Annotated in this window: 26 protein-coding genes; 18 read left to right on the top strand and 8 right to left on the bottom strand. The window is 63.7% G+C overall.

Annotated features, from left to right (window positions below; translation table 11 throughout):
- Positions 1-95 precede the first annotated feature (95 nt).
- The 5 genes from NKH33_RS32110 to NKH33_RS32130 all read right to left on the bottom strand — a co-directional run bounded on the left by NKH33_RS32110 (position 96) and on the right by NKH33_RS32130 (position 6,110).
- On the bottom strand, positions 96-1,208 hold the full coding sequence (locus tag NKH33_RS32110) for a nucleotidyltransferase family protein (protein ID WP_352923519.1): 1,113 nt from the start codon (positions 1,206-1,208) through the stop codon (positions 96-98).
- A gap of 270 nt (positions 1,209-1,478) precedes the next feature.
- Positions 1,479-2,573 (bottom strand): alcohol dehydrogenase family protein, encoded by a 1,095-nt coding sequence (locus NKH33_RS32115; RefSeq protein ID WP_352501341.1) that lies wholly within the window; start codon positions 2,571-2,573, stop codon positions 1,479-1,481.
- 9 nt (positions 2,574-2,582) lie between these two features.
- Complete coding sequence (locus NKH33_RS32120; protein WP_352923522.1) at positions 2,583-3,962, bottom strand: aspartate aminotransferase family protein; 1,380 nt, start codon at positions 3,960-3,962, stop codon at positions 2,583-2,585.
- Positions 3,963-3,997: 35 nt separating this feature from the next.
- Positions 3,998-5,491: an NAD-dependent succinate-semialdehyde dehydrogenase gene (locus tag NKH33_RS32125; RefSeq protein ID WP_352923525.1), complete on the bottom strand. Its 1,494-nt coding sequence runs from the start codon at positions 5,489-5,491 to the stop codon at positions 3,998-4,000.
- A gap of 127 nt (positions 5,492-5,618) precedes the next feature.
- Complete coding sequence (locus tag NKH33_RS32130; RefSeq protein WP_352473224.1) at positions 5,619-6,110, bottom strand: Lrp/AsnC family transcriptional regulator; 492 nt, start codon at positions 6,108-6,110, stop codon at positions 5,619-5,621.
- 82 nt (positions 6,111-6,192) lie between these two features.
- Between NKH33_RS32130 and ehuR the strand changes: the two genes are divergently transcribed.
- The 10 genes from ehuR (at position 6,193) to doeB (ending at position 15,912) form a co-directional block, all read left to right on the top strand.
- Positions 6,193-7,578 carry a MocR-like ectoine utilization transcription factor EhuR gene (gene ehuR / locus NKH33_RS32135; RefSeq protein ID WP_352501338.1) on the top strand — a complete coding sequence of 462 codons (1,386 nt, stop codon included), beginning with the start codon at positions 6,193-6,195 and terminating at the stop codon, positions 7,576-7,578.
- A 122-nt stretch (positions 7,579-7,700) separates the two neighbouring features.
- Positions 7,701-8,486 carry an ectoine/hydroxyectoine ABC transporter ATP-binding protein EhuA gene (gene ehuA, locus NKH33_RS32140; protein WP_352683223.1) on the top strand — a complete coding sequence of 262 codons (786 nt, stop codon included), beginning with the start codon at positions 7,701-7,703 and terminating at the stop codon, positions 8,484-8,486.
- A 65-nt stretch (positions 8,487-8,551) separates the two neighbouring features.
- Entirely contained in the window at positions 8,552-9,403 is an 852-nt protein-coding gene (gene ehuB / locus NKH33_RS32145) for an ectoine/hydroxyectoine ABC transporter substrate-binding protein EhuB (protein WP_352923530.1), read from the top strand.
- Positions 9,404-9,590: 187 nt separating this feature from the next.
- Positions 9,591-10,250, top strand: a complete 660-nt coding sequence (gene ehuC, locus NKH33_RS32150) for an ectoine/hydroxyectoine ABC transporter permease subunit EhuC (RefSeq protein WP_023677201.1) — start codon at positions 9,591-9,593, stop codon at positions 10,248-10,250.
- A gap of 16 nt (positions 10,251-10,266) precedes the next feature.
- Positions 10,267-10,926: an ectoine/hydroxyectoine ABC transporter permease subunit EhuD gene (ehuD, locus tag NKH33_RS32155; protein ID WP_352467665.1), complete on the top strand. Its 660-nt coding sequence runs from the start codon at positions 10,267-10,269 to the stop codon at positions 10,924-10,926.
- Complete coding sequence (eutA, locus tag NKH33_RS32160; RefSeq protein WP_352923532.1) at positions 10,923-11,696, top strand: ectoine utilization protein EutA; 774 nt, start codon at positions 10,923-10,925, stop codon at positions 11,694-11,696. The genes ehuD and eutA overlap by 4 nt, the downstream gene beginning before the upstream one ends.
- 10 nt (positions 11,697-11,706) lie before the next feature.
- Positions 11,707-12,699: a hydroxyectoine utilization dehydratase EutB gene (gene eutB / locus NKH33_RS32165; protein ID WP_352923534.1), complete on the top strand. Its 993-nt coding sequence runs from the start codon at positions 11,707-11,709 to the stop codon at positions 12,697-12,699.
- Positions 12,696-13,688, top strand: a complete 993-nt coding sequence (locus NKH33_RS32170) for a cyclodeaminase (RefSeq protein WP_352923537.1) — start codon at positions 12,696-12,698, stop codon at positions 13,686-13,688. The genes eutB and NKH33_RS32170 overlap by 4 nt, the downstream gene beginning before the upstream one ends.
- A gap of 38 nt (positions 13,689-13,726) precedes the next feature.
- The gene (gene doeA / locus NKH33_RS32175) at positions 13,727-14,905 is read left to right on the top strand and encodes an ectoine hydrolase DoeA (RefSeq protein WP_352923540.1); all 1,179 of its coding nucleotides are present in this window, start codon (positions 13,727-13,729) and stop codon (positions 14,903-14,905) included.
- Positions 14,906-14,910: 5 nt separating this feature from the next.
- Positions 14,911-15,912: a N(2)-acetyl-L-2,4-diaminobutanoate deacetylase DoeB gene (doeB, locus tag NKH33_RS32180; protein ID WP_352923543.1), complete on the top strand. Its 1,002-nt coding sequence runs from the start codon at positions 14,911-14,913 to the stop codon at positions 15,910-15,912.
- 3 nt (positions 15,913-15,915) lie between these two features.
- Here doeB and NKH33_RS32185 read toward each other — a convergent pair whose 3' ends face one another.
- Positions 15,916-16,575 (bottom strand): GntR family transcriptional regulator, encoded by a 660-nt coding sequence (locus tag NKH33_RS32185; RefSeq protein WP_352923553.1) that lies wholly within the window; start codon positions 16,573-16,575, stop codon positions 15,916-15,918.
- 322 nt (positions 16,576-16,897) lie between these two features.
- Here NKH33_RS32185 and NKH33_RS32190 point away from each other — a divergent pair, with 322 nt between their 5' ends.
- The 8 genes from NKH33_RS32190 to atzF are packed head-to-tail and all read left to right on the top strand — an operon-like array spanning position 16,898 to position 25,171.
- Positions 16,898-18,025, top strand: a complete 1,128-nt coding sequence (locus NKH33_RS32190; protein ID WP_352923545.1) for a BMP family ABC transporter substrate-binding protein — start codon at positions 16,898-16,900, stop codon at positions 18,023-18,025.
- A gap of 20 nt (positions 18,026-18,045) precedes the next feature.
- Positions 18,046-19,170 (top strand): ABC transporter permease, encoded by a 1,125-nt coding sequence (locus tag NKH33_RS32195; protein WP_352822810.1) that lies wholly within the window; start codon positions 18,046-18,048, stop codon positions 19,168-19,170.
- Positions 19,170-20,096, top strand: a complete 927-nt coding sequence (locus tag NKH33_RS32200) for an ABC transporter permease (protein ID WP_352822807.1) — start codon at positions 19,170-19,172, stop codon at positions 20,094-20,096. Before NKH33_RS32195 ends, NKH33_RS32200 begins: the two co-directional genes overlap by 1 nt.
- Before the next feature lie 14 nt (positions 20,097-20,110).
- Positions 20,111-20,812, top strand: a complete 702-nt coding sequence (biuH, locus tag NKH33_RS32205) for a biuret amidohydrolase (RefSeq protein WP_352923549.1) — start codon at positions 20,111-20,113, stop codon at positions 20,810-20,812.
- Positions 20,813-20,870: 58 nt separating this feature from the next.
- Positions 20,871-22,355 (top strand): ABC transporter ATP-binding protein, encoded by a 1,485-nt coding sequence (locus NKH33_RS32210; protein ID WP_502896441.1) that lies wholly within the window; start codon positions 20,871-20,873, stop codon positions 22,353-22,355.
- Positions 22,355-23,023 (top strand): cysteine hydrolase family protein, encoded by a 669-nt coding sequence (locus NKH33_RS32215; protein ID WP_352822799.1) that lies wholly within the window; start codon positions 22,355-22,357, stop codon positions 23,021-23,023. The genes NKH33_RS32210 and NKH33_RS32215 overlap by 1 nt, the downstream gene beginning before the upstream one ends.
- Positions 23,016-23,366 (top strand): cupin domain-containing protein, encoded by a 351-nt coding sequence (locus tag NKH33_RS32220; RefSeq protein WP_352501326.1) that lies wholly within the window; start codon positions 23,016-23,018, stop codon positions 23,364-23,366. The genes NKH33_RS32215 and NKH33_RS32220 overlap by 8 nt, the downstream gene beginning before the upstream one ends.
- A complete protein-coding gene (gene atzF / locus NKH33_RS32225; protein WP_352822796.1) occupies positions 23,363-25,171 on the top strand; it encodes an allophanate hydrolase in 1,809 nt (602 codons plus the stop codon). The genes NKH33_RS32220 and atzF overlap by 4 nt, the downstream gene beginning before the upstream one ends.
- A gap of 5 nt (positions 25,172-25,176) precedes the next feature.
- Here atzF and NKH33_RS32230 read toward each other — a convergent pair whose 3' ends face one another.
- On the bottom strand, positions 25,177-25,734 hold the full coding sequence (locus NKH33_RS32230; RefSeq protein ID WP_352473247.1) for a cytochrome c: 558 nt from the start codon (positions 25,732-25,734) through the stop codon (positions 25,177-25,179).
- A gap of 16 nt (positions 25,735-25,750) precedes the next feature.
- Positions 25,751-26,194: a phosphatase PAP2 family protein gene (locus NKH33_RS32235; RefSeq protein ID WP_502906789.1), complete on the bottom strand. Its 444-nt coding sequence runs from the start codon at positions 26,192-26,194 to the stop codon at positions 25,751-25,753.
- Between the last annotated feature and the right edge of the window lie 214 nt (positions 26,195-26,408).

Below are 26,408 nucleotides of genomic sequence, written 5' to 3' on the forward strand. Positions count from 1 at the left end.
GGAGGTCGCGTCGACCTTAATCAAGACGCTTCGGTGCGAGTGGATCCACGGCTTCATCGCCGACTTCTTCAACACTATCCACCTGTTGCTGCCGTTTAGTCTCCGTGCTTTGTTTTCGCAGATGAGCCGCTGAATCCTTCCAGTTCCTCGCCGATTCCTGAAAGTGCGTTGACGATCGTCGCCTCGACGTCGCCACGCTGTTTCTGGGGAATCAAGCCAAGTCCTTTTTGTATCGCTTCACGCCAATGTTTCCCCCTGTCCCACGCTTCCGAAAACGCGATGGCGAGATCGTCCTGGCGACGGGTAGCTTTCAGTGCCTCGACCAGAAGTGCTGCCTGGTGGACATCCTTTTCCCGCTTGCCCACGCCGTTTGCGTTGTTCTGTCGGCGCGAGGCAACGATCAGCTTGTGAACCGCATATCGTCCGGGCGACGGTACCACGACAGGCACTCCCGATCGATGCAGCAGCACAGTTCTGATTGGTTCGTGGATCAGGAAATCGAGAAACCGAAGAGGCTGCGCGGATGCACCGCCCAAAGGCGGCATCGAGGTTGCATGATCGGCGTAGTCATCGCTGCCCGTGTTCGGTGTAAGGAACTCGACCTTGTATCGGACTGCGTTCTCGAATTGCGTCGCGTGTCCGGGATCTGATCTGTAAGGGATTTCCCTGAAGGTTGGGTCGATCTCCCTCAAGATTTCGAGGATGGGCGGCAGGCTGTCCTCGACCGCGGCCGACACGGAATGGAATAGGGCGAAGTCTGCATCGCCCGTCTGCAACGCTGCACCGGGCAGCTTCACGCCCAGATAGCCCGCGTAGGACTGAAAGGCGACTGTGCCGACCAGGACGCCGCGTAAGCGGAAGATGCCAGCCTTCCCCAGCGCCTCGACGACATCCCCGGTGAACCTTTCGGGTTCTGTCAGCCCTGCCTCGCGCACGAGCGTGGATACCAGCTTCCTGCGGGCGCGGAGGTCGTCCTTGATCTGACGGAAGGATTCAACGCGTTTTGCAATCTCGGGATCGCTGTCAGGCCCGACATACCGTCGCGTCTTCGTCGGCTGCGTTTCCTCGAAATACCAGTATACCTTGCCCTTGACGGGCACCTTGACGAGATTGCCCGTCGTAGGGAAATCCGTTTCGAAGACTGCGTCCAAGGATCGCTGGACGAGTTCCGCATACATCGTGCGGTAAACGAGGTCGACCGTCTTCATGTCAGGCGGCTCCGGTTATAAGAAAAATGCGGTTCTCTTATAGCGGCATGACCTCAAGGGACGCAAGCGGGAGTTATAAGAAATCGCGAAAACCTATAACACCGCAGGAGAGGGTCAGGAATCCTTGTTGCCGGCGTGCAGCCAAATCAGAATGGGTTTTGCTCATTCAGATAAACAAAGCCATCACGAAAACGCTGCTTGGATGTGGCGCTCGACCTCACCGCGTCCGCGAACGGCCCGAGCCTGTCATAGGCGTTTTTGGTCGACGCGCTATTTTGGCGACGCATCCGGCACGACGACCAGCTTGCCAACGAAATCCTTGGCGATGAAATCGGCCTGGGCGCGATGGAAATCGGACAGCTTGTAGACGCCGCCGACCAGCGGCCGGATCTTCTTGTCCTCGATGTAGCGCACGATGCGGCGGAAATCCGCGCGTGTGCCCTGGCTTGAGCCATGCAGTTGCAGCTGTTTCAGGTACATGGTGCGCAGATCGAGCTGCACGACCGGGCCGGCAATCGCGCCGGCCGTGGTATAGCGGCCTTCCGGCCTCAAGATGCGCAGGAGGTCGTTGAAGATCGCGCCGCCGACCAGGTCGGCGACCACATCGATTGGCCGCCCGCCGGTCGCCTCGTTCACGGCTGCCGGCAGGTCGGCCACGCCACGGGTGATCACCGCCTCGGCGCCGATGTCACGCACGGCCTGTTCCTTGCCCTTGCCGGCAACCGCATAGGGAATGGCGCCGCGTGCCCGCGCCAACTGCACGATGCCCGAGCCGACGCCGCCCGAGGCGCCGGTGACCAGCACGCGCTCACCGGCCTTCAATGCTGCGCGTTCCAGCATCTGTTCGCCGGTGAGATAGGCGCAGCAGAAAGTGGCGAGCTCGACATCGCTGAGATCGGTATCGACGACATGGGCATTCTCTGCCGGCACCGCCTGATATTCGGCATAGCCGCCGTCGCGGCCGTGGCCCATATAGTCGATGTCGGCGAGTGAATCGTCGTCGCGATTGTAGATGGAGAAATCGACCATCACCCGCTCGCCGATGCGGGTCGGCGAGACGCCGTCGCCGACGGCAATGATGTTGCCGACCGTGTCGGTGCCCTGGATGCGCGGGAAGCTCAGCGTATTGCCCCGACGACGCCAGGTCGACACAGCGGCGGCATCCTCCTCCGTTCCATAGGCGCCCTGGCGCACCCAGACGTCGGTGTTGTTCATGCCGCAAGCGGTGACCTTGACCAGCACCTCGCCCCGGGCGGGCGAGGGCACTTTCACGTCGGTGCGGTAGACGAGCTTTTCCGGTCCGCCGTGCCCGATCAGTTGCACGGCGGCCATGGTGGCGGGGAGGGTCTTGGTCATGGCATTCATGTCGGCTCTTCAGATATTTGCAAACACGCTCTTCACCGCGTCGGCCGTCCTCGACACGACGATATCGGCCTCTTGCCGCGTCAGGCAGAGCGGCGGCGCGAAACCGAGAATGTCGCCCTGCGGCATGGCCCGGCCGATGACGCCGCTTGCCGCAAGGGTGGTCGCGACCTGCGGCCCGATTTTATGCGAGGCGTCGAAGAATACGCGATCGTTCTTGTCGGCGACGAACTCGATCGCCGCCAGCATGCCGTCGCCGCGCACCTCGCCGACGTTTTTGTGGCCGCCGACGGCTTTCGTCAGCTCGGCGCGGAAATAGGCGCCGGTCTCGCCGGCGTTCCGCACCAGGTCCATCTCGTCGATCAGTTCCAGGTTGGCGACGCCGGCGGCGACGCAGATCGGATGCGCCGAATAGGTCCAGCCATGACCGAGCGAGCCGAGCTTGTCTGAACCCTGCACCAGCACCTGCCAGACCTTGTCTGACACGATGACGCCCGACAGCGGCGCATAGGCCGAGGTCAGGCCCTTGGCGATCGTGATCAGGTCGGGCTTGATGCCGTAGTGGTCGGAGCCGAACATGGTGCCCAGCCGGCCGAAGCCGGTGACGACCTCGTCGGCAACCAGAAGCACGTCGTATTTCTTCAGCACCGCCTGGATCTTCTCCCAGTAGCCGGCCGGCGGCGGCACGATGCCGCCGGTGCCGAGGATAGGCTCACCGATGAACGCGGCGACCGTCTCCGGCCCTTCGGCGAGAATCATCTCCTCGAGCTTGTCGGCACAGTATTGCGAAAACTGCTCCTCGCTCAGCGAGCGGTCGGCACGGCGGAAGTAGTAGGGCGCCTCGGTGTGCAGGACCGGCGCACGCGGCAGGTCGAAGGCGTTGTGGAACAGGTCGAGGCCGGTCAGCGATCCGGTCATGATGCCGGAGCCGTGATAACCGCGCCAGCGCGAGATGATTTTCTTCTTCTCCGGCCGGCCGAGCACGTTGTTGTAGTACCAGATCAGCTTGATGTTGGTTTCGTTGGCGTCGGAACCGGAGAGCCCGAAATAGACCCTCGACATGCCCTGCGGCGCGCGGTCGATGATCATCTTGGAAAGCGTGATCGATGCCTCGGTGCCGTGCCCGACATAGGCGTGATAATAGGCGAGGTTCTTGGCCTGTGCGGCGATGGCGTCGGCGATCTTCTGACGGCCATAGCCGACATTGACGCAGTAGAGGCCGGCGAAAGCATCGATGCTCTTGCGACCGTTATTGTCCCAGATGGTGACGCCTTCGCCGCCGGCGATGATGCGGGTCGGCGATTCACCCCGTGCATGCGTGCCCATATGGGTCGAGGGATGGAAGAAGTGATCGCGGTCCCAGGCGGCGAGTTCGTTTGACTGGTCGAGCATCTTTTTACTCCTGAGGAAAAGTGTCGGGCGCGGTTCTAGGCCACGTCCAGGCAGAGATATTTGAGATCGGTAAAGGCTTCGAGCCCGTGACGCGAGCCCTCCCGGCCGATGCCGGACTGCTTGACGCCGCCGAACGGGATCGGCGCGCCGGTGATCCTGACGCGATTGATGGCGACCATGCCATAGTCGAGCGCGCGGCCCATGCGCAATTGCCGGCCGCCGTTTTCAGTGACGACATAGGCGACCAGGCCGTACTCGGTGGCATTGGCGCGGGCGGCGACTTCCTCTTCGCTGTCGAAGGGCGTCACGGCCGCAACCGGACCGAAGGTCTCCTCGCGCATGATCAGGGCGTCGTCGTCAACATCGGCCAGCAGCGTCGGCTGGTAGAACAGCGGCCCGGCAGGATGGCGCTTGCCGCCGGTCAGGCAACGCGCGCCTTTGGCGAGCGCATCGGCCACCTGCTCCTCGACCTTCTTGACGCCGCGTTCGTGCATCAAGGGTCCGATTTCGGTGTCCTCAGCGAGGCCATTGCCGGTCCGCAATGCCTCGACGCGTTTGGCGAAAGCAGCGCAGAACCGATCGTAGAGCGGACGCTGGACATAGATGCGGTTGGCGGCGAGGCAGTCCTGGCCGGAGGTGGCAAATTTGGCGTCGACGGCTATTCTCACCGCCTTGTCGAGATCGGCGTCGGCAAAGACGATCAGCGGCGCATGCCCGCCAAGTTCCATCACCAGACGCTTCATCGTCGGCGCACTTTGCGCGGCAATCAGCCTGCCGATCTCGGTCGAGCCGGTGAAGCTCATGGCGCGAACGCGCGGGTCTTCGCACATCCGCCCGACGATGGTCGAAGCCCTGCCGGTGAGGACGTTGAACACGCCAGCCGGCAGGCCGGCACGTTCGCCAAGCTCGGCCAGCGCCAGTGCCGACAGCGGCGTTTCCGAGGAAGGATGCGCGACGATGGTGCAGCCGGCGGCAAGGGCGGCAGCCGCCTTGCGGGTCAGCATGGCCGCTGGAAAATTCCACGGCGTGACGACGCCGACGACACCGAGCGGTTCGCGTCGCACCACCATCTCGGCATTTGGCAAATGGCTGGTGACGCTTTCGGCGTTGAGACGTTTGGCCTCCTCGGCATACCACTCGACAAAAGAGGCTGCGTAGTCGATCTCGCCGCGCGATTCCTTCAGCGGCTTGCCTTGTTCGAGCGTCATCAGCAGGGCCAGGTCATTTTTGGCGGCCACGATCAGATCGAACCATTTTCGCAAGATTTTCGACCGTTCCTGCGGCAGCAATGCGCGCCAGGCAGGAAAGGCGCGCGATGCCGCATCGATCGCCAATGTCGTCTGCCGGGCATCGAGCGCGGCAACGAAAGCGACGGTGGATCCGGTGGCCGGATCGGTCACCTCGAAACTCTCCGCGGTCTCGCTCGCCGTCCAGTGGCCAGCGACATAGGCGAGTTCGCGCAGCAGCCGTCGGTCGGCGAGGCGGTCAAGTGCTTCATGGCGCTGCGAGCGGGCAAAATGTGCGGACATCGTCGGGCTCCCGGTTCGGGTGATGCCGCAAGACTATCTCTGCCGCGCAAACAGAGAGGCTGTTTGCGTGCCTGCACGTAGAGAGATTGTCTCTATTGCACCGAGCGCGCAGACGATCTCTCCGGTATCAGGAAGATGCCGGCAACAGGTCCGCCACCGGCAGCACACTCTCCTCCTTCACCGTCTTGGTGACGATATATGTGAAATAGCGGTCGATGCCGATCTCGCGTTCGAGCAGAGTGTCGACCAGCCGCTGATAGGCGTCGATGTCGCGCGCCATCACCTTCAGCAGGTAATCGACGCCGCCGCCGACAGACCAGCAGGCGACGATCTCGGGAATGTCGCGGATGACGCGCTCGAAACGGTCGAAATCGGCCTGGCGGTGGCTGGCAAGCGTCACCTCCATCAGCACGGTAGCGACCGGCGAGATGGCGCGCATGGCGATCCTGGCATGGTAGCCCGAGACGATGCCGGCCTTTTCCAGCTTGCGCAGCCGCATCCAGCACGGCGTCGGCGACAGGCCGACTTTCTCGGCCAGCGCCAGCTTGGTGATGCGCCCGTCGCGCTGGATGGCGTCGAGTATTTTCAGATCGATCGGATCGAGTTTCGCTGCAGCCATGATCGCCCACTTCCGGTGCCGGACACCATGACGGCGCATTATTTCGATTGTCAATTGCACTGATTTCGATCTCTAATAAGTCATGACATTTTGGCGACCAGATCCCGCTCTTATCCGGCGGCCGGCCTATCAATCGCTCGCCGACCAGTTCGCGCGCGCCATTCATGACGGGCGCCTGGCCAATGGCGCGCGCTTGCCGACGCACCGGCAACTGGCCGACGATCTGCAACTTTCCGTGCAGACGGTCAGCCGCGCCTACGAGGAATTGATCCGCCGCGGGCTGGTTTCCGGCGAGGTCGGCCGCGGCAGCTTCGTGCAGACGCAGCGCCGCGAGCCGGAGCCGCCCTATCTGCCGGAGCGGCTGGGCGAGCTCATCGACCTCTCCATCCTGAAGCCGGTCTGCGAACCGATGCATCTGGAGCGGCTGAGGCAGGCACTGGGCTGGCTCGCCGAAAACCTGCCGTCGAGCTCGGCGCTGTCGTTCAGGCCGAACATGGTGTTCCCACGCCACCGTGCGGTGGGTGTCGAGTGGCTGCGGCTCTGCGGCCTCGACGCGTCGCCGCAGAACATCAGCCTGACCAACGGCGCCACCGCCGGTATGACGGTAGCGCTGATGAGCGTAGCGCCGCCCGGTTCGACCGTCGCCACCGAGGCGATCGGTCACCACACGCTGATCCCGCTGGCGCGTTATCTCGGCTTCAACCTCGAGGGTTTGCCGATCGACGACAATGGGCTGATCCCGGAAGCGCTGGACGAGGCCTGTCGGCTGTCGGACATCCGCGCCGTGTTCGTGCAGCCCTCGGTGATCAACCCGACGGCAACGCTGATGGATGCCGCCCGGCGCGAGCAGATCGCTGCGGTGGCGCGCAGGCACGACATCGCCATTATCGAAAACGACGTGCTCGGCCCGCTGGTCGAGGACCGTCCGCCGCCGGTCGCGGCGTTTGCCCCCGAGCGCACGCTCTACGTCACCTCCTTTACCAAGATCGTGGTGCCGGGCCTGCGCATCGGCTATCTCGCGGCGCCCGATCGTTACGTCGCCGCGGTCGCCAATCGCCATCTCGTCTCGAACTGGATGGCGACGCCGTTGGTGGCCGAGATCGCCACCAAATGGGTGACCGACGGCACCGCGATGGAACTCGTGCGATGGCAGCGCCTGGCTTTGCGGCGGCGTCTGGACATAGCCGCCGAGGTGCTTGCCGGAGTGGATTATCGGGCTCATCGCGACGGGCTGCATGTCTGGCTGCGGCTGCCCGAGGATCGCGGCGAGGAAAGCTTTGTGTCCCAGGCGCGCCTGCAGGGCGTGGCGATTGCGCCCGGTACGTCGTTTCGCATTTCGCAGATGCCTTGGCATCCCGCTGTCCGGATTTCGCTGGGCTCGACCACGGAGGGGGAACTGCGTGCCGGTCTCGGCGTTGTCACCAAGCTTCTGCTCGGCGATCCCGAGCATCTCCTGCTTGCCATCTAGGCAACAAATGGCGGGGAATTGTGCGGAGTTCGGAATATTGTCATGATATTATTTTCTTGATTGACATGATTTGCCGCGATCCGCATCGTTAAAGGCATAGCTTCTCCAGCACGGGAAATTCATTGTCGGCGCCCATCATCAAGATCGACGGCATTTCGAAAAGCTTCGGCACCTTCAAGGTGCTGGACGGCCTCTCGATGCAAGTCATGCCCGGCGAGAAGCTGGCACTGATCGGCCCGTCGGGTTCGGGCAAGACGACGATCCTGCGCATCCTGATGACGCTAGAGCGTATCGACAGCGGCCACATCCAAGTCGACGGCGAACAGCTGTACCACATGGAGCGCAACGGCCGGCTACTGACGGCCGATGAACGGCATTTGGCAAAGATGCGCCAGAAGATCGGCATGGTCTTCCAACTGTTCAATCTGTTTCCGCACAAATGCGTCATCGACAATGTGACGCTGGCACCAATGCTGACCAAAGGCGTGCCGCGGGCCGCCGCCGAAAAGCGGGCGATGGAACTGCTCGACATGGTCGGCATGGTCGAGAAGGCCAAAGCGATGCCGGCGCAGCTTTCAGGCGGCCAGAAGCAGCGCGTCGCGATTGCGCGGGCGCTGGCGCTGTCGCCGAAAATCATGCTGTTCGACGAGGTCACCTCGGCGCTCGACCCTGAGCTCGTCGACGAGGTGCTCAACGTCATGCGCAAGCTCGCCGCCGAGACCGACATGACCATGCTGCTGGTCACCCACGAGATGGGTTTCGCCCATGACTTCGCCGACCGGGTGCTGTTCTTCGATCGCGGCAGAATAGTCGAGGAGGGCAAGCCCGACGAGATTTTCCGCCATCCCAAACAGGAGCGCACGCAAGGTTTCCTGAAGAAGATCATTGCGGCCGGACATCGGGTCTGACTGCCATGCGAGGCGGCAACGCCTCAAGCAAGCCAAGAAGACAGACAAACAAGGAGTTGGGAACAATGAAGAAATTTGCCATTTTGGCCGGCGTCGCCGGTATTGCGCTGACGGCGGTGCTGGCCGCCTCGACGGCCGGCTCGGCCGACGACAGCAAGCTCGAAGAGCTTAAGGCGCAAGGCTTTGCCCGCGTCGCCATCGCCAACGAGCCGCCCTATACGGCGGTCGCTGCCGACGGCAAGGTTTCGGGTGCGGCGCCTGACGTTGCCCGTGAAATCTTCAAACGCCTTGGCGTCAACGATATCGTCGCCTCGATCTCGGAATATGGCGCCATGATCCCCGGCTTGCAGGCCGGCCGTTTCGACGTCGTCACCGCCGGATTGTTCATGAAGCCGGAACGTTGTGCTGCGGTCGCCTATTCGGAACCGGTGCTGTGCGACGCCGAGGCGATGCTGGTGAAGAAGGGCAACCCGAAGGGCTTCAAGAGCTACGAGGACGTCGCGAAGGACGCGAGCGCCACGATCGGCGCGCCGGGTGGCGGCACTGAAGAGAAGCTGGCGCTCACCGCAGGTGTGCCGCGCGAGCGCGTCATCGTCGTGCCGGACGGCCAGAGCGGCCTGAAAATGCTGCAGGACGGCCGCATCGATGCTTATTCGCTGCCCGTGCTGTCGATCAACGACCTGGTCAAGAAAGCCAATGATCCGAACCTCGAAGTCATCGCGCCGGTGATCGGTGCGCCGGTCTATTGCGACGGCGCGGCCTTCAAGAAGGGCGACGAAGCGCTGCGCGACGCCTATGATGTCGAGCTGGCGAAACTGAAGAAGTCCGGCGAGTTCGCCAAGATCATCGAGCCTTACGGCTTCTCGGCGGCGGCGGCAATGTCGACGAGCCGCGACAAGCTCTGCTCGGCGAAGTAGGTGCGTTCTTCCTTCTCCCCTTTCACGGGGAGAAGGTGGCCCGAAGGGCCGGATGAGGGGCGGCGCCATACTCCGGTTGGTTCGCGCTGCCCCCCATCTGCCTGCCGGTATCTTCTCCCCGTGAACCGGGAGAAGGACGCTGGAAGCAACGTGTCGCTAGACATTCAACGCGGAAACTTTCGACCCAATGACCCAATGGTCCGGCTATTTCGGCCTGATATTGCAAGGAGCGCTTGTCACCATCGAGCTGACGCTGATGGGGTCGGTGCTGGCCTTGGTCATGGCCTTTCTTGCCGGGCTGGGGCGGCTGTCGCGGTTTTTCGTGCTACGCGCGCTGGCCACCGCCTATATCGAGTTCTTCCGCGGCACCTCGATTTTCGTGCAGCTGTTCTGGGCTTATTTCGTGCTGCCTTTTGCCGGCATTTCGTTGACGCCGCTGCAGGCCGGGGTGCTGGCGCTGGGCCTCAATGTCGGCGCCTATGCGGCGGAAGTGGTGCGTGGCGCCATCAAGTCTATCGGCCGCGAACAATATGAGGCCTGCACCGCCCTCAATCTCGGCCGCTGGCAAGCCATGCACCATATCATCTTGCCGCAGGCGCTTCTGGTGATGCTGCCAACCTTCGGCAACAACGCCATTGAATTGCTCAAGGCCACCGCCGTCGTTTCGCTGATCTCGCTCGCCGACCTGACCTTCCAGGCGCAGGTGGTGCGCTCGCAGACCGGCAATACTCTGGTGCCGTTCAGCACCATCCTCGTCATCTATTTCGTCCTGGCGCTGCTCATCTCATGGGGCGTGCGGTCGCTGGAACGCCGCATGGCTCGTGGCCTCGACGGGGTGCGCGTATGATGGACCGGGCCTGATAATGGAATGGGATTGGGATTTTGTCCGGCAGATCCTGCCGACGCTGATCGAGGGGGTGAAGATCACCATCCTGGCGACGCTGCTTGGCTCGGTGCTGGCGGCCATCGTTGGGTTGGGCATCGCGTTGGCGCGCCGGTCGCCGAACAGGGCTCTGTCGCGCACCGTCGGTTTCCTTGCCGAGTTCATCCGTGGCACACCGCTGTTGGTGCAGCTCTATTTCATCTTCTACGTGCTGCCGGATTTCGGCGTCCTGTTGCCGCCGCTGGTCGCGGGCGTTATCGGTCTCGGGCTGCATTACGGCACTTACACGGCCGAGGTCTACCGCGCCGGCATCGATAATGTTCCGCGCGGCCAGTGGGAAGCGGCCAAGGCCTGCAATCTGAACGCCACCCAGACCTGGACGCACATCATCATTCCGCAGGCGATCCCGCCGATGATCCCGGCGCTTGCCAATTATTTCATCGCCATGTTCAAAGAGACGCCGCTGCTGTCGGCGATCACCGTGCTCGAACTGATGAACCAGGCCAAGAGCGTCGCCAATACCTATTATCGGTATATCGAACCGATCACGTTGGTCGGCGCCTTCTTCCTCGCCATCAGCCTGTTCTCGGTGGTGCTGCTGCGCTGGCTGGAACACCGTTATGGGCGGATCGAAAGATGAGCGCTGCACCCGAAATCCGCCTGCATTCGGCCCGGCCGCCGCTCGACGCGCGTCCGCTGGAAAAGCGGGTCGGCCTGATCATCCTTGCCACCGACCATACGAGCGAACCGGATTTTCACCGCATGGTGGCAAGCGACCGCATCGGGGTCTATGTCGCACGCATCCCCTACGCCAACCCGACGACGCCGGACAATTTGCGCAAGATGCAGCCGTCACTGACGGCGGCCGCGGCCCTGATCCTGCCCGACGAGCCGCTCGATGCGATCTGCTATTCCTGCACCTCAGCTTCCGTCGTGATCCGCGATGCCGAAATCGAGGCGGCGGTGCAGGCCGCGAAACCCGGTGCGCCGGTGGTTACGCCGCCGATGGCCGGGGTGCGCGGCCTGAAGGCGCTGGGCGCCAGGACGATCAGCATTCTTACCCCTTATACGGTCGAGACCAGCCGGCCGATGGCGACCTATTTCACCGTGCATGGTTTCGAAATCGTCAGCTTCACTTGCCTCGGCTTCGAGGATGATCGCGAGATGGCGCGGATTGCGCCGAAATCCTTGGTCGATCTGGCTCGCGAGGCGACGGCCGAACACTCGGACGCGCTGTTTGTCTCCTGCACGGCACTGCGGTCCGCGGCGGCAGTTGTCGGTATGGAAGAAGCCATCGGCCGTCCTGTCGTCACCAGCAACCAGGCGACGGCCTGGAATTGCCTGCGGCTTTGCGACGACGACGAGCCGCGCCCTGAATTCGGCCGTCTGATGACGCTGCCGCTGAACTGATTGATGAGCCATGACCACGTCCAGGATAAGCCTGTCCGAAATCCACGCCGCGCGCGAGCGCATCGCAGGCAAGGTCGAGCGTACGCCGACCGTTCCTTCCCGGAGTCTTTCCCAGCACTTGGACGCTCCTGTTTATCTCAAGCTCGAACACCGGCAGACCACCGGCGCCTTCAAGCTGCGTGGTGCCTCGAACGCAATCGCCTCGCTGACAGAAGAGGAGAGGGCGCGTGGCGTCGTCGCTGCCTCGACCGGCAATCACGGCCGGGCGCTGGCTTATGCCGCTCGACTGCAAGGTATCCACGCGACGATCTGCATGTCGCGGCTGGTGCCGCAGAACAAGCTCGACGAGATCCGCCGGCTCGGCGCCGAGATCCGCATCGTCGGCAACAGCCAGGACGATGCGCAGCGGGAGGTCGAACGGCTGGTCGCGGAAGAGGGGCTGATCATGCTGCCGCCTTTCGACCATCCCTCCATTGTCGCCGGGCAAGGCACGCTCGGGCTGGAGATCATCGAACAGGTTCCGGACGCCGCCTTGGTGCTGGTGCCGCTTTCCGGCGGTGGGCTGGCGGCTGGCGTTGCCGCTGCCGTGAAGGGCGTCAGCCCGGCGACGAAGGTGATGGGCGTTTCAATGGCGCGCGGTGCGGCGATGAAGGCGAGCCTCGACGCCGGACATCCGGTTTTGGTCGAGGAACTGCCGACGCTGGCCGATTCCCTCGGCGGCGGCATAGGCCTCGACAACCGGCTGACCTTTTCCATGTGCCGCGACCTGCTCGACGATGTGATCCTGCTCAGCGAGGACGAGATCGCCACCGGCATCCGCCATGCCTATGAACAGGAGCGCGAGATCGTCGAAGGCGCCGGCGCCGTCGGCATCGCAGCCGTGCTTGCCGGCAAGGTCAGGGCGAGCGGCCCGACGGTGCTCGTGCTGTCCGGCCGCAACATCGATATGACACTGCACCGCAAGATCATCTGCGGCGAAGCAATTGCGGAGAGCGCAGCATGAGCCGGATGACGATCCTCACCGAAGCTGAATTGCGCAAGATCGTGAAGCTCGATCTCGATGCCATCGCCTGCGTCGAGAATGCGTTCCGGGCGCTCGCCACCTTGCCGGTGGCGATGCCGCCGATCCTTCGGCTCGACATTCCGGAGCATCGCGGCGAGGTCGACGTCAAGACCGCCTATGTACCGGGTGTCGACGGTTTTGCGATCAAGATCAGCCCCGGCTTTTTCGATAATCCCAAGCTCGGCCTGCCCAGCGTCAACGGCATGATGGTGCTGCTGTCGGCGAAAACCGGATTGGTCGAGGCGCTGCTGCTCGACAATGGCTATCTCACCGACATCCGCACGGCCGCCGCCGGTGCGGTCGCCGCCAAACATCTGTCGCGGGCGGGTTCCTCCGTTGCCGCGATCTTCGGCGCCGGTGTTCAGGCCGGACTGCAGCTCGAGGCGCTGATGCTGGTGCGGCCAATCACGGAAGCCCGCATCTGGGCAAGGGATGCCGCCAAGGCCGAAGCCGCGGCCGACGCATTGTCCGAAAAACTGGGCATCGCCGTTCACGCCGAGCCCGACGCGGCAAAGGCTGCGGCCGATGCCGACATCATCGTCACCACGACGCCGTCGACCGAGCCGCTGATCAAGGCCGGCTTCGTCTCCGCCGGCCAGCATATCACTGCCATGGGCTCGGATGCCGAGCACAAGAACGAGATCGCGCCGGCGATCCTGCGCATGGCCGATCTCTACGTCGCCGATAGCGCCAAACAGACGCGCCGGCTGGGCGAACTGCACCATGCTATCGCGGCGGGCGTGATGGCGTCCGATGCCGAAATCACCGAGCTTGGCCACATCATCGCCGGCGAAAGGCATGGCCGGCGCTCGGACAGCGACATCACCATTGCCGACCTGACCGGCACTGGCGTGCAGGACACGGCGATCGCTACGCTCGCCCGCGACCGTGCGCGTGCAGCCAAGACCGGTACGATTTTCGAAAGCTGATGCTGGCCGCAAGGCCCAACAAACGAGGACCAAGAACAATGCAGCCCAATTTGAAATTCTCGCGCGGCGAATATGCGGAGCGCCTCGCCAAGACGCGGAAAGCCATGCAGGTCAAGGGCGTCGATCTATTGATCGTCAGCGACCCGTCCAACATGGCCTGGCTGACCGGCTATGACGGCTGGTCGTTCTACGTGCACCAGGCTGTCATCGTGCCGCCGTCGGGCGAGCCGGTGTGGTACGGGCGCGGCCAGGACGCCAACGGCGCCAAGCGCACCGCCTATCTCGCGCACGACAACATCATCGGCTATGCCGACCACTATGTGCAGTCGACCGAGCGCCATCCGATGGATTTTCTCTCGCAGGTGCTCGCCGATCGCGGCTGGGGCAAGCTCAGCATCGGTGTCGAGATGGACAATTATTGGTTCTCCGCCGCAGCCTTCGCGTCTCTGCAGAGACATCTGCCCAATGCCCGCTTCGTCGACGCCACGGCACTCGTCAACTGGCAGCGCGCAGTGAAGAGCCCGACCGAAATCGACTACATGCGCAAAGCCGCCCGCATCGTCGAGGCAATGCACGAGCGCATTGTCGACAAGATCGAGGTCGGCATGCGCAAATGCGACCTGGTCGCCGAGATCTATGATGCCGGCACGCGCGGCGTCGATGGCATTGGCGGCGACTATCCGGCGATCGTGCCGCTGCTGCCGTCGGGCGCCGACGCATCGGCGCCGCATCTGACCTGGGACGACAGGCCGATGAAGTCGGGCGAGGGCACTTTTTTCGAAATTGCCGGCTGCTACAACCGCTACCATTGTCCGCTTTCCCGGACTGTGTTCCTTGGTAAACCGACGCAGGAATTCCTCGATGCCGAAAAGGCGACGCTGGAAGGCATGGAGGCGGGACTTGCGGCCGCCAACCCCGGCAACACATGCGAGGACATCGCCAACGCCTTCTTCGCGGTGCTGAAGCGGTACGGCATCGTCAAGGACAACCGCACCGGGTACCCGATCGGGCTTTCCTATCCGCCTGACTGGGGCGAGCGCACGATGAGCCTGCGTCCAGGCGACCGCACCGAGTTGAAGCCCGGTATGACCTTCCATTTCATGACCGGCTTGTGGCTTGAGACGATGGGGCTGGAAATCACCGAATCCATCCTGATCACCGAGACGGGCGTCGAGTGCCTGGCGAATGTGCCGCGCAAACTGGTCGTGAAGAATTGAGCCCGATGTCCAGCCTTCGCCCGTCACCGATCACGCCGACCGTCGATTTCGAGCGCGACGGCGTGCAGCACGGTTTCCTGCGCCTGCCTTACAGCCGCGACGATTCGGCCTGGGGATCGGTGATGATCCCGATCTGCGTCATCCGCAACGGCAAGGGGCCGAGCGCATTGCTCACCGGCGGCAATCATGGCGACGAGTACGAGGGGCCGCTGGCGCTCTATGACCTCGCCCGTACGCTCGACCCGAAGCAAGTCAGCGGCACGATCATCATCGTGCCGGCGATGAACTATCCGGCGTTCCGCGCCGGCACGCGCACCTCGCCGATCGACAAGGGCAATCTCAACCGCAGCTTTCCCGGCCGGCCCGACGGGACGGTGACCGAGAAGATCGCCGATTATTTCCAGCGCGAGCTTCTGCCCCGTACAGACATCGCGCTCGACTTCCACTCCGGCGGCAAGACGCTCGACTTCGTGCCGTTCTGCGCCGCCCACATCCGGCCCGACAAGGTGCTGGAAGCGAAGGGTTTCGCTGCGGTTGAAGCCTTCTCCGCACCATGGTCGATGAAAATGCTGGAGATCGACGCGGTCGGCATGTTCGACACTGCCGCCGAAGAGATGGGCAAGCTGTTCATCACCACCGAGCTTGGCGGCGGCGGGACTTCGCGCGCGGAAACGGTGCGGATCGCACGTTGCGGCGTGCTCAATGTGCTGCGCCATGCCGGCATCGTCGCCGGCGCGGTCGAGATGCAGCCAACCCGCTGGCTCGACATGCCGTCCGGCGATTGCTTCTCGTTCGCCGAGGACGACGGGATGATCGAAACCATGATCGATCTCGGCGAGGCGGTGGCAGAGAACCAGGTGCTGGCACGTATCCATTCCATAGGCCGCACCGGCGGCGCTCCGCAGGAGATCCGGGCCAAAATGTCCGGTCTGTTGGCGGCGCGGCATTTTCCGGGGCTGGTCAAGGCCGGCGACTGCGCTGCCGTGGTCGCCGTGCTGGTCGATTGACGGTTAGGAAGCCGATGTCGGGAACGGCTCGGTCCTGCCTTTGGGACGATCGCCGATGGCAAAGACGGCGCTCGCCTCGCTGACGATCGAGACATGATCCTTGGCGGCTGTTCCGGCCGCCGCACTGTCGCCGCGCATGATTGCGGTGACGACGGCGTCATGCTCCTGCCACGACTGGGCCAGCCGGCCGGGCAGCATGAATTGCGCGCGGCGGAACGGCGCCAGGCGGCCGCGGGTCATGACTGTCAGTTCATAAATGTGCTTGCTGTGGGCGCCGCGATAGAGCCGGGTGTGGAACTCGGTGTTGAAAAGCTCATACTCTTCTTCGGCACCGAGCTGCACGAAGCGCGCCGAGGCCTGGTGCTCGGCCTCCAGCGTGCGGCGCTCGCCAGCGGTCATGCGCTCGGCCGAGAACCTCGCGCAGATCGCTTCAAGCTCGGCCATGCTTTCGAACATCGAGGCGAGGTGCTCCTGCGTCACCACGGCGACGGTGGCGCCGCGGTTCGGCCGCCTTTCGACCAGCCCCATGGCGCTGAGCCGGCTGAGCGCTTCCCTGATCGGCGTGCGTGAGACGTCGAAGCGGGCCGCGAGCGAGGCCTCATCGAGCTTTTCGCCCGGGCGCAGGAAACCGGTGATGATCCGGTCGCTGATCGCCCTCACCATCTGATCGACGGTCGTGCCCGACCTGATCAAATTGCGCTTTCCCGACACGTCTCCTCCGTCCAGTCTTTTCGCTAGAGCCGTAAGCCACTCACCGGCTTCGATTCCTCCGCATCTCTGTATGCCTATGTTTTAGCCTTCATGTCAAATTGGCGATTTTGAAGGCAAAAAGTGTATGCAATTGCTCCGGCTTTGTGCAGTCCACATCGGCACACTCATTGATATTGCTGAATAAATCCTATTTCTGAAACTGGCATGCTGATTGCATACACTTCTTTCATTGAGGTGTTAACCGGCCCCAAAGGCCCCACAGAGGGAGCATTCAATGTCCGAGAGATTCATGCTTAGCCGCCGCGACCTGCTCAAGACCTCCGCCGCCGGAGCGGCGCTCGGCCTTGCGTCCGCATCGTTTCCGATCAGCAGGGCCTTCGCCGCGACGGCCACCGTCGGCTTCATCTATGTCGGGCCAAAGGACGATTACGGCTACAACCAGGCGCATGCCGAAGGCGCCGCCACGCTGAAGGGGATCGAAGGAATTTCCGTCGTCGAGGAGGAGAACGTGCCGGAGACGGTCGACGTCCAGAAGACGATGGAATCGATGATCAATCTCGACGGTGCGTCGCTGATCTTCCCGACCTCGTTCGGCTATTTCGATCCGCACATGCTCGCCATGTGCGCGAAATTCCCCGACGTGCAGTTCCGCCATTGCGGTGGCATGTGGAACAAGGAAAAGCATCCGATGAATGCCGGTTCCTATTTCGGCTATATCGGCATGGGCCAGTATCTGAACGGCGTCGTCGCCGGTCACACCAGCAAAACCAAGAAACTCGGCTTCGTCGCGGCAAAGCCGATCCCGCAGGTGTTGCTCAACATCAATTCCTTCCTGCTCGGCGCGCGCTCGGTCGACCCGACCATCACCTGCCAGGTGATCTTCACCGGCGAGTGGTCGCTGGCGGTCAAGGAGGCCGAGGCCACCAATGCGCTGGTCGACCAGGGCGCCGACGTCATCACCTGCCATGTCGACAGCCCCAAGGTGGTGGTCGAGACGGCGGCCGGCCGTGGCGCCTTCGTCTGCGGCTATCATGCCAACCAGAGCCCGCTGGCGCCGGAAAAATACCTGACCGGCGCGGAATGGAACTGGGCCAAGGTCTACAAGATGTTCGTCGACGATCTGGTGGCGGGCACGCCGCTGCCCAATTTCACACGCGGTGGCTTGGCCGACGGCTTCGTCAAGATGAGCCCGCTCGGCCCCGCCGTCGGCGACGCCGCCCGCAAACAGTTCGACGGCACGCTGGCCGAAATGATGAAAGGCGGCTTTTCCGTCATCAAGGGTCCGCTGAAGAGCAACAAGGGCGTCGTCGTCGCGACCGAAGGCCAGGCCTTCGCCGAGACCGCGCTCGAACTCGAAAGCATGGACTACCTGGTCGAGGGCGTCGTCGGTTCGACCGCCTGAACCGGATCGGAGACGGGGCCATGGCAGACACGATCAGCACTGCGGGCGCACCGGCGCTGTTTGGCGCCAGGAATTATCCGGCGGCGCTCGAATGGGCGGCGCGGCGGGCGGAAGCCTTCGTCATACCGCTCGCGGCACTGATCGTCGGCATGGCGCTGTTCAGCGTGTTCATCGCGCTGGTCGGCAAATCGCCGGTGCAACTCTACGAGACGATGTGGCGCGGCGGCTTCGGCTCGTGGTTCTCGATCCAGAACTCGCTGTCACGGGCAGCACCGCTTTTGCTGGCAGCGCTCTGCGTGGCGCTGCCGGCCCGGCTCGGCCTCGTCGTCATCGGCGGCGAAGGCGCGATCGTGCTGGGCGGCGTTGCCGCCGCCGCCATCGGCGTCGCGGCGAATGGCGCGCCGGCTTTTCTGGTCATCCTGCTGATGGGCGTGGCGGGCGCGGTCGCCGGCGGCATCTGGATCGGTGCCGTCGGCGCACTCCGCCACTACCGCGCCGTCAACGAAACCATCTCCAGTCTGCTGATGGCCTATATCGCCATCGCGCTGATGAACCATCTGGTCGAAGGGCCTCTGCGCGATCCGACTTCGCTCAACAAACCCTCGACCGAGCCGCTGGCGGATGCCTACCGCATCGGCAACATTCCAGGCATGGACGTGCACTGGGGCCTGGTCGTCGGCATTCTCGCCTGCGTCTTGTCCTGGCTGTTGATCGAAAAGACGCGCTGGGGGTTTGCCGCCCGCATCGCCGGCGGCAATGTCAGGGCAGCTCAGGTGCAAGGGCTTGCCGTCGGGCCGCTGATCGTCGGCTTCACCGGGCTCGCCGGCGGCTTCGCCGGGCTGGCCGGCATGCTGGAGGTCGGCGCCGTTCAAGGCAGCGCCAACGCCTCGCTCGCCGCCGGCTATGGCTATACCGGCATCCTCGTCGCCTTCCTCGCCCGCCACAATCCGCTCGCCATCATCCCGGTCGCTTTCCTGCTCGGCGGTATCGGCGCTTCTGGCGGGCTGATCCAGCGCCGCATGGACCTGCCCGACGCGACCGTGCTGGTGCTGCAAGGCATGCTCTTCGTCGTCATCCTGTTCAGCGAAACCTTTTACGGCCGCTTCAAGGTCTTCAATCCCGATCTGTGGAAGAGGGGCTCCTGATGGACGCGACCGAGATCGGCCTGTGGGGCGTGCCGCTCGCCATTCTCGGCGGCGCCATCCGCGTTTCGACGCCCTTCATCTTCGTCTCGCTCGGCGAAGCCATCACCGAGCGCTCCGGCCGCATCAATCTTGGCCTCGAAGGCACGCTGGTCTTCGGTGCGATGACCGCCTATGCGGTCGCAGTGATGACCGGCTCGCCATGGCTCGGTCTGCTGGCTGCCGCAGGTGCCGGTCTTTGCTTCGGCCTGTTCCATGGCTGGATCTGCAAATTCCGCGGGGTGAACGACATCGCCATCGGCATCGCGCTGATGCTGTTCGGCTCCGGTCTCGCCTTCTTCTTCGGCAAGCCGTTTATCCAGCCCTCGGCACCAGACCTGCCGGCCATCGCCTTCGGTGGCTGGTCGGATCTCCCGCAGGTGCAGGCGGCGCTCAACGTCAACATCCTGTTCCTGATTGGTGCCGCACTTGCCGTGTTCCTATGGTGGGCGTTCCGCAACACCCGCGCCGGCCTGATCGTGCGCGTCGTCGGCGACAGCTCCGATGCGGCGCGCGCCATGGGCCTCAATCCCAACACCGTGCGCCTGCTTGCGACAGGTGTCGGCGGTGCGCTTGCTGGCATCGGCGGCGCCTATCTGTCGCTCTATTATCCCGGCAGCTGGACCGAACGCATCTCGTCGGGGCAGGGCCTGATGGCGGTGGCGCTGGTCATCTTCGCCCGCTGGAATCCGCTCGGCTGCTTTGCCGCGGCACTGTTGTTCGGCGGTGCGGGCGCGCTGGGCCCGGCGTTGCAATCGGTCGGGGTCACGCAGGGCTACTACCTCTTCTACGCCGCGCCTTACATCCTCACGCTCATCATCATGATCGCCACCTCGTCGCCGAGCCGCTCGCTTGCCGGCGCGCCGGGCGAATTGTCGATCACCAAATGACTGGAGTTTTTCCGATGAACGCCAGAGCCGAGATCACCCAGCGCTACATCGACGCCGACCCTTATCCATGGCCTTATAATGGCGAGCTCCGGCCGGACAATACGGCACTGATCATCATCGACATGCAGACCGATTTCTGCGGGCCGGGCGGCTATGTCGATCATATGGGCTACGATCTTTCGCTGGTGCGGGCACCGATCGAGCCGATCAAGTCGGTGCTCGCAGCCATGCGGGCCAAGAGCTACACCATAATCCACACGCGCGAGGGCCACCGGCCCGATCTCGCCGACCTGCCGGCCAACAAGCGCTGGCGTTCGCGCCGCATCAATGCCGGCATCGGCGACCCCGGACCTTGCGGGCGCATCCTGGTGCGCGGCGAACCCGGCTGGGACATCATCCCCGACCTCTATCCGGCGGCGGGCGAACCGATCATCGACAAGCCGGGCAAGGGCTCGTTCTGCGCCACCGACCTCGAGCTGATCCTGCGCCAGCGCGGCATCGACAACATCGTGCTGACCGGCATCACCACCGACGTCTGCGTCCACACGACGATGCGCGAGGCCAACGATCGCGGCTTCGAATGCGTGATGCTGGAGGATTGCTGCGGGGCAACCGACTACGGCAATCATCTCGCCGCGATCAAGATGATCAAGATGCAGGGCGGGGTGTTCGGCGCGGTGTCGAATTCGGCATCCTTCGTCGCGCAACTGCCGTGAGGAGGCGATCTTGAGCGGAAGCACTGGGAAGAAGGCCGTCGGCGTCGAGACCATCGGCATGACCATGCGCTTCGGCGCTTTCACCGCGCTGGACGATGTCTCGATCAAGGTGCCGGCGGGATCGTTCCACGCGCTGCTCGGCGAAAACGGCGCCGGCAAGTCGACGCTGGTCAAATGCATGATGGGTTTTTACCATCCGACCGCCGGCGACATGCTGGTCGATGGCCGCGAGGTCGCGATCGCCAGTCCCAAGGACGCGTCGGCGCTCGGGCTCGGCATGGTTTATCAGCATTTCACGCTCGTTCCGTCGCTGACCGGCGCGGAGAACCTGGTCATTTCGCGCGAGAAGGTGCCGGGCGTCATCGACTGGCGCAAGGAGCGCGCCGCACTTGCGCAATTCATGCAGCGTATGCCGTTCAAGCTGCCGCTCGACGTCAAGGTGGCGGAACTTGCCGCCGGCGAGAAGCAGAAGCTCGAAATCATCAAGCAGCTCTATCTCGGCCGCAGTTTCCTGGTGCTCGACGAGCCGACTTCGGTGCTCACTCCCGGCGAGGCACACGAAGTGCTTGGCCTGGTGCGCGACATGACCAGGACCGGCGACCTCACCGTGCTGATGATCTCGCATAAATTCCACGAGGTGACGGCCTTTGCCGACGATATCACCGTGCTGCGCAAGGGCAGGCTGACCGGAACCGGAAAGGTCTCCGAACTTTCCCACAAGCAGATGGCGGCGATGATGATCGGCGACCAACCGATCGCCGCACTCGACAGCCGCGCCCCGGTGCCGGCCGGCGCCAGACAGGTGCTGACGGTAAAGTCGCTGAAGGCGCCCGACCGCACCGGCTTGAAAACCATCGACATCGGCGAACTCGATGTGAAGTCGGGTGAGATCGTCGGCATTGCCGGCATCTCCGGTAACGGCCAGAAGGAGTTTCTCGAAGTCCTTGCCGGACAGCGGGCGCGCAATGGCGGCGACGTTCTGGTGAAAGGCTCGCCCTATGGCGCCAGCCGCAGCGAGGCGCGCACGCTCAATGTCCGCTTCATTCCGGAGGAGCCGTTGCGCAATGCCTGCGCACCGAAGATGACGGTGGCGGAAAACATGGCCTTCCGGACCTTCGACCTCAACGAGGCCGGCAAGCCGGTCAACTGGATCAGGATGAGTGCGATCAGTGACTACGCGGCCCGCCTGATCGAACAGTTCAAGGTCAAGACGGCATCGCTCGCTTCGCCGATTTCGTCGCTCTCGGGCGGCAATGTGCAGCGCGCGGTGCTGGCGCGGGAACTGACCGGCGAGGTCGATTTGCTCATCGTGTCGAACCCCTGCTTCGGCCTCGACTTCTCTGCCGTCGCCGAAATCCGCGCCCGCATCATGAAGGCGCGCAACGCCGGTGCCGCCGTGCTCCTTATGTCGGAGGACCTTGATGAGCTGCTCGAGCTCTCGGACCGCATCTTCGTCATGTCGGACGGCGCGCTGGTCTACGAGACGCCGATCGCGCAGGCGAGCGTGCAGACGATCGGCGAGCACATGGCGGGACATCACTGATGGCTGGGATCGAGGCACTGCCGTTTCCGTTTGTGTTCAAGCCTGAGGCGATGGCGCTGGTCGTCATCGACATGCAGCGCGACTTTGCCGAACCCGGCGGCTTCGGCGCCAGCCTCGGTAATGACGTCAGCCGGGTCACGGCCATCGTGCCGACGGTGAAGAGGCTGATCGCGGGGTTTCGCGCCGCTGGCCTGCCGGTGATCCACACGATGGAGTGCCACAAGGCAGACCTTTCGGATCTGCCGCCGGCCAAGCGCAATCGCGGCAATCCGTCGATCAGGATCGGCGATGTCGGGCCAATGGGTCGTGTGCTGATCGTCGGGGAGCCGGGAACGGCGATCCTCGATGAACTTGCCCCACTGCCTGGCGAGATCGTCATCGAAAAACCCGGCAAGGGCGCGTTCTATGCCACCAGCTTCGGCGACGACCTCAAGCGGCTCGGCGCACAGCAGCTAGTCTTTGCCGGGGTGACGACGGAGGTCTGTGTGCAGACGACGATGCGCGAGGCCAACGACCGCGGCTATGAATGCCTTCTGGCGGAGGATGCCACTGAGAGCTATTTTCCGGAGTTCAAGGCGGCAGCCCTTGCCATGATCAGGGCGCAGGGCGCCATCGTCGGCTGGACGGCAACGACGGACCAGGTGCTCGAGGGACTTTCCAATGCCTAACGTCGCATACGCGGCTCTCATCCAAGGGGGCTGGCGTGATCTGCCATTCGAGCATTTTCGCGAAGGCATCACAGTGCATTGGCTGCTCAAGGGTGGGCCGATGGAACCGTCGGTCGCCATCCTGAACTACCGGGCTGGCGCCAGCGTGCCGCGTCATCGCCATGCCGGGCTGGAGACGATCATCGTGCTGGAAGGCACGCAGAGCGACGAGAACGGCGATCATGCCGCGGGCAGCGTGATCCTGAACCCGGTCGGAACCGAGCATTCGGTGTGGACCAAGGATGGCTGCGTCGTACTCATCCAGTGGAACCTGCCGGTAGTCATTCTGGGCGAGGCCAAATGAGCGACATCCGCTTCGACATAGCGAGCCTGCACGTTGCCTATCAGGCCGGCGTCAGCATTGGCGAGGTGATCGATATGGTCCATGCGCGGCTCGCGGCGGCCGATGACCCCGGCATCTTCATCCATCTGGCGAGCAGGGCGGAGTTGCTTGCCGAGGCGGAAAAGCTCGGCCCGTTCGATCCCGCGGCAAAGCCGCTGTGGGGCGTGCCGTTCGCGGTCAAAGACAACATCGATGTTGCCGGCATGCCGACCACGGCGGGTTGTGCGGAATATGCCTACTTGCCGGCGAAAGACGCCACCGTCGTCGCGCGGCTCAAGGCCGCCGGCGCGCTGGTTGTCGGCAAGACCAATCTCGACCAGTTCGCCACCGGCCTGGTCGGCGTTCGCACGCCCTATCCAATCCCGAGGAATGCGATCGACCCGAAACTGGTGCCGGGCGGTTCCTCGTGCGGCTCGGCCGTGGCGACGGCGCGCGGCATCGTCTCCTTCGCGCTCGGCACCGATACCGCCGGTTCGGGGCGCATACCCGCCGGCCTCAACAACATCGTCGGGCTGAAGCCGAGCGTCGGCGCGCTATCAGCCGCCGGCGTCGTGCCGGCCTGCCGGACGCTCGACTGCGTCTCGGTCTTCGCGCTCACCGTCGATGACGCCTATCACGTGTTCGAGGCGGCGGCGGCAAAGGACGACGCCGATCCCTATTCGCGTGACCTCTGCATTCAGGCTCTTGCCGCGCGCCCGCCGGTGCTGACTGTCGGCGTGCCGGCCAGGGCGGACTGGACCTTCTTCGGCGACGAGGCGATGCAGGCGGGTTTCGAGGCCGCTCTTGCCTCGCTGGAGACGCTGGGCTGCCGGCTGGTCGAAATCCCGTTCGGTGATTTCTACGCCACCGCCACTCTGCTCTACGAAGGCGCCTGGGTGGCCGAGCGTTACGCCGCGATCAGGGACTTCATGGATGCCAACGAGGCCGCCATGCATCCGGTGACGCGGCAGATCATCGGCGGTGCGCGAAAACTTTCCGCTGCGGACGCTTTCAAGGGGCTCTATGCCCTGCAAGGCTATAAGGCCAGGCTTGCGCCGGTCATCGCCTCGGTCGACGTTTTCTGCGTGCCGACCGCGCCGACGCACTACACAGTCGAAGCGGTGCTGGCCGATCCCATCGTCACCAACAGCCGGCTCGGCACCTACACCAACTTCGTCAATCTGCTCGACATGTGCGGCATTGCCGTGCCGAGCGGAACCCGCAGCGACGGTCTGCCGATGAGCGTCACCTTGCTTGCCGCGGCGGGCAAGGACCACCTGACTGCGTCGCTTGCGCGCGATGTCCATGCGGCAAGCGGCCTTGCGCTTGGTGCTATCGGCTGGCCGCAGCCGCAGCGCGGCGATGTTCTGGCGGGCGTGGATGAAGGCACGATCGAGCTGGCCGTGGTCGGCGCGCATCTGTCGGGGATGGCGCTGAACGGCCAGCTGCAGCAGCTCGGCGCGATTTTCGCCCGGGCTGCAAGAACGGCGCCGCTCTACCGGCTTTACGCGCTCGCCGGCCAGTCGGTGCCGCGACCGGGGCTCGAACGGATCTGCAACGGCAAGGGGACAGCGATCGAGGTCGAAGTCTGGCGGCTCTCGCCGCAAGCCTTCGGCCGTTTTGTTGCCGCGATCCCGCCGCCGCTCGGCATCGGGACGCTTGTGCTTGACGACGGAACTTCGCCGAAGGGCTTTCTCGTCGAAAGTGCCGGTCTCACCGATGCAAAGGAGATTTCGCATTTCGGCGGCTGGCGCAATTTCATGGCGGGTCAGCTGCAGCGAAGCTGACGCTATCACTCGACCTTTTGCCTAAACTTCGAATGGCAGCTCGAGCAATCCTGCAAGATGAGATGCAGGAGGTGCTCCGCCGGCAATTTAGTGGGATCGGCTTCCGCGAGTGATGGTCGCTTGCCAAGCAGGCTGCCACCGCCCATCGCCAGGCCGGAACCCATTCTCATGTCGTCGGTGATGCGCGGCGGCGCCCGCTCGGCGTCGGAGGCCAAGGCGCTGGCCAGCGTCCCGATGTGGCGAGCCAGCTCTTCGAACTCCGCGCGGGCGGGGTCGATATCCGGCCTGGCGCCTGAAGGCGCGCCCAATGTCGCGCTGGGGAATTCGGCAATCAGGGCAGGGCCGGTGCGGGCGCGGATGGTCTCGGCCGCCGCCTTGAAGGCCGCGGCGTCGTACGCCTGCTTGCCGTCGAACATCCCGGCTATCGTCTTTGCGGCCTGGGCCATTTCCTTCATCGAGGCCTGGCGAGCCTGGATGACCGCATCACGACCCGAATGGGCGGCGGCGAGCACGACAGAGACGCAGGCAAGCGACAGGACCGCTATGATAGCTGCTCGTCTCATCGTGGCACATAAGGAGCTAGAGAATTCTTGTGACCAGACTGTCCAGTCGGGAGTTCTCGCGATAGGCAAATCGGACCACAACGGCACCTAAGACGCCAGTGATGGCACCGCCTATCACGTCGGTGAGATAGTGGGTGCCGATATAAATTCTCGACCAGCAGATCAGCAATGCCATGATGGAGAGGGCCAGCATCCGGCGCGGCAGACCTTGCGTTGCAAGAGCCGCAACAACCGCAAAGCTGGCTGTCGCGTGGTCGGAGGGAAACGACCAGTCGGCGCTGGGCGCAATCAGCAGATGCGTCACGCCGGCATCGTAGGGCCGCAGCCGGTGGACGAATAGCAAAATGAACTGATTGATCGCCAGACCGAGCAGGAACGCCAAGCCGGCGGACAAGGCAGCATGGCGCACATGGTAGCGGTCGGCCTTTGCCCACCATTGCAGGGCAACAGCCAGCACCATCAGCGGAACGCCGATTTGTGAGACGGCGATCATTGCCTTATCAAGAAAAGGGCTGATCCCGGCTGCCGCGTTGATCCAGTGGGTTAGAGCTGCATCCATCGTTTCTCGTTTCCGCTGTTGTCGATCGCAAGGTGAATTTTGTGAAAGCAGTAGACGAACGCCGCATCCATCAGATTTTCGAGCTCAGCATCTGGCTTAAAGGGGCGCATGCCCT

Origin of the sequence: Mesorhizobium sp. M1182 (assembly GCF_040318335.1) — a bacterium.
GTDB lineage: Bacteria > Pseudomonadota > Alphaproteobacteria > Rhizobiales > Rhizobiaceae > Mesorhizobium.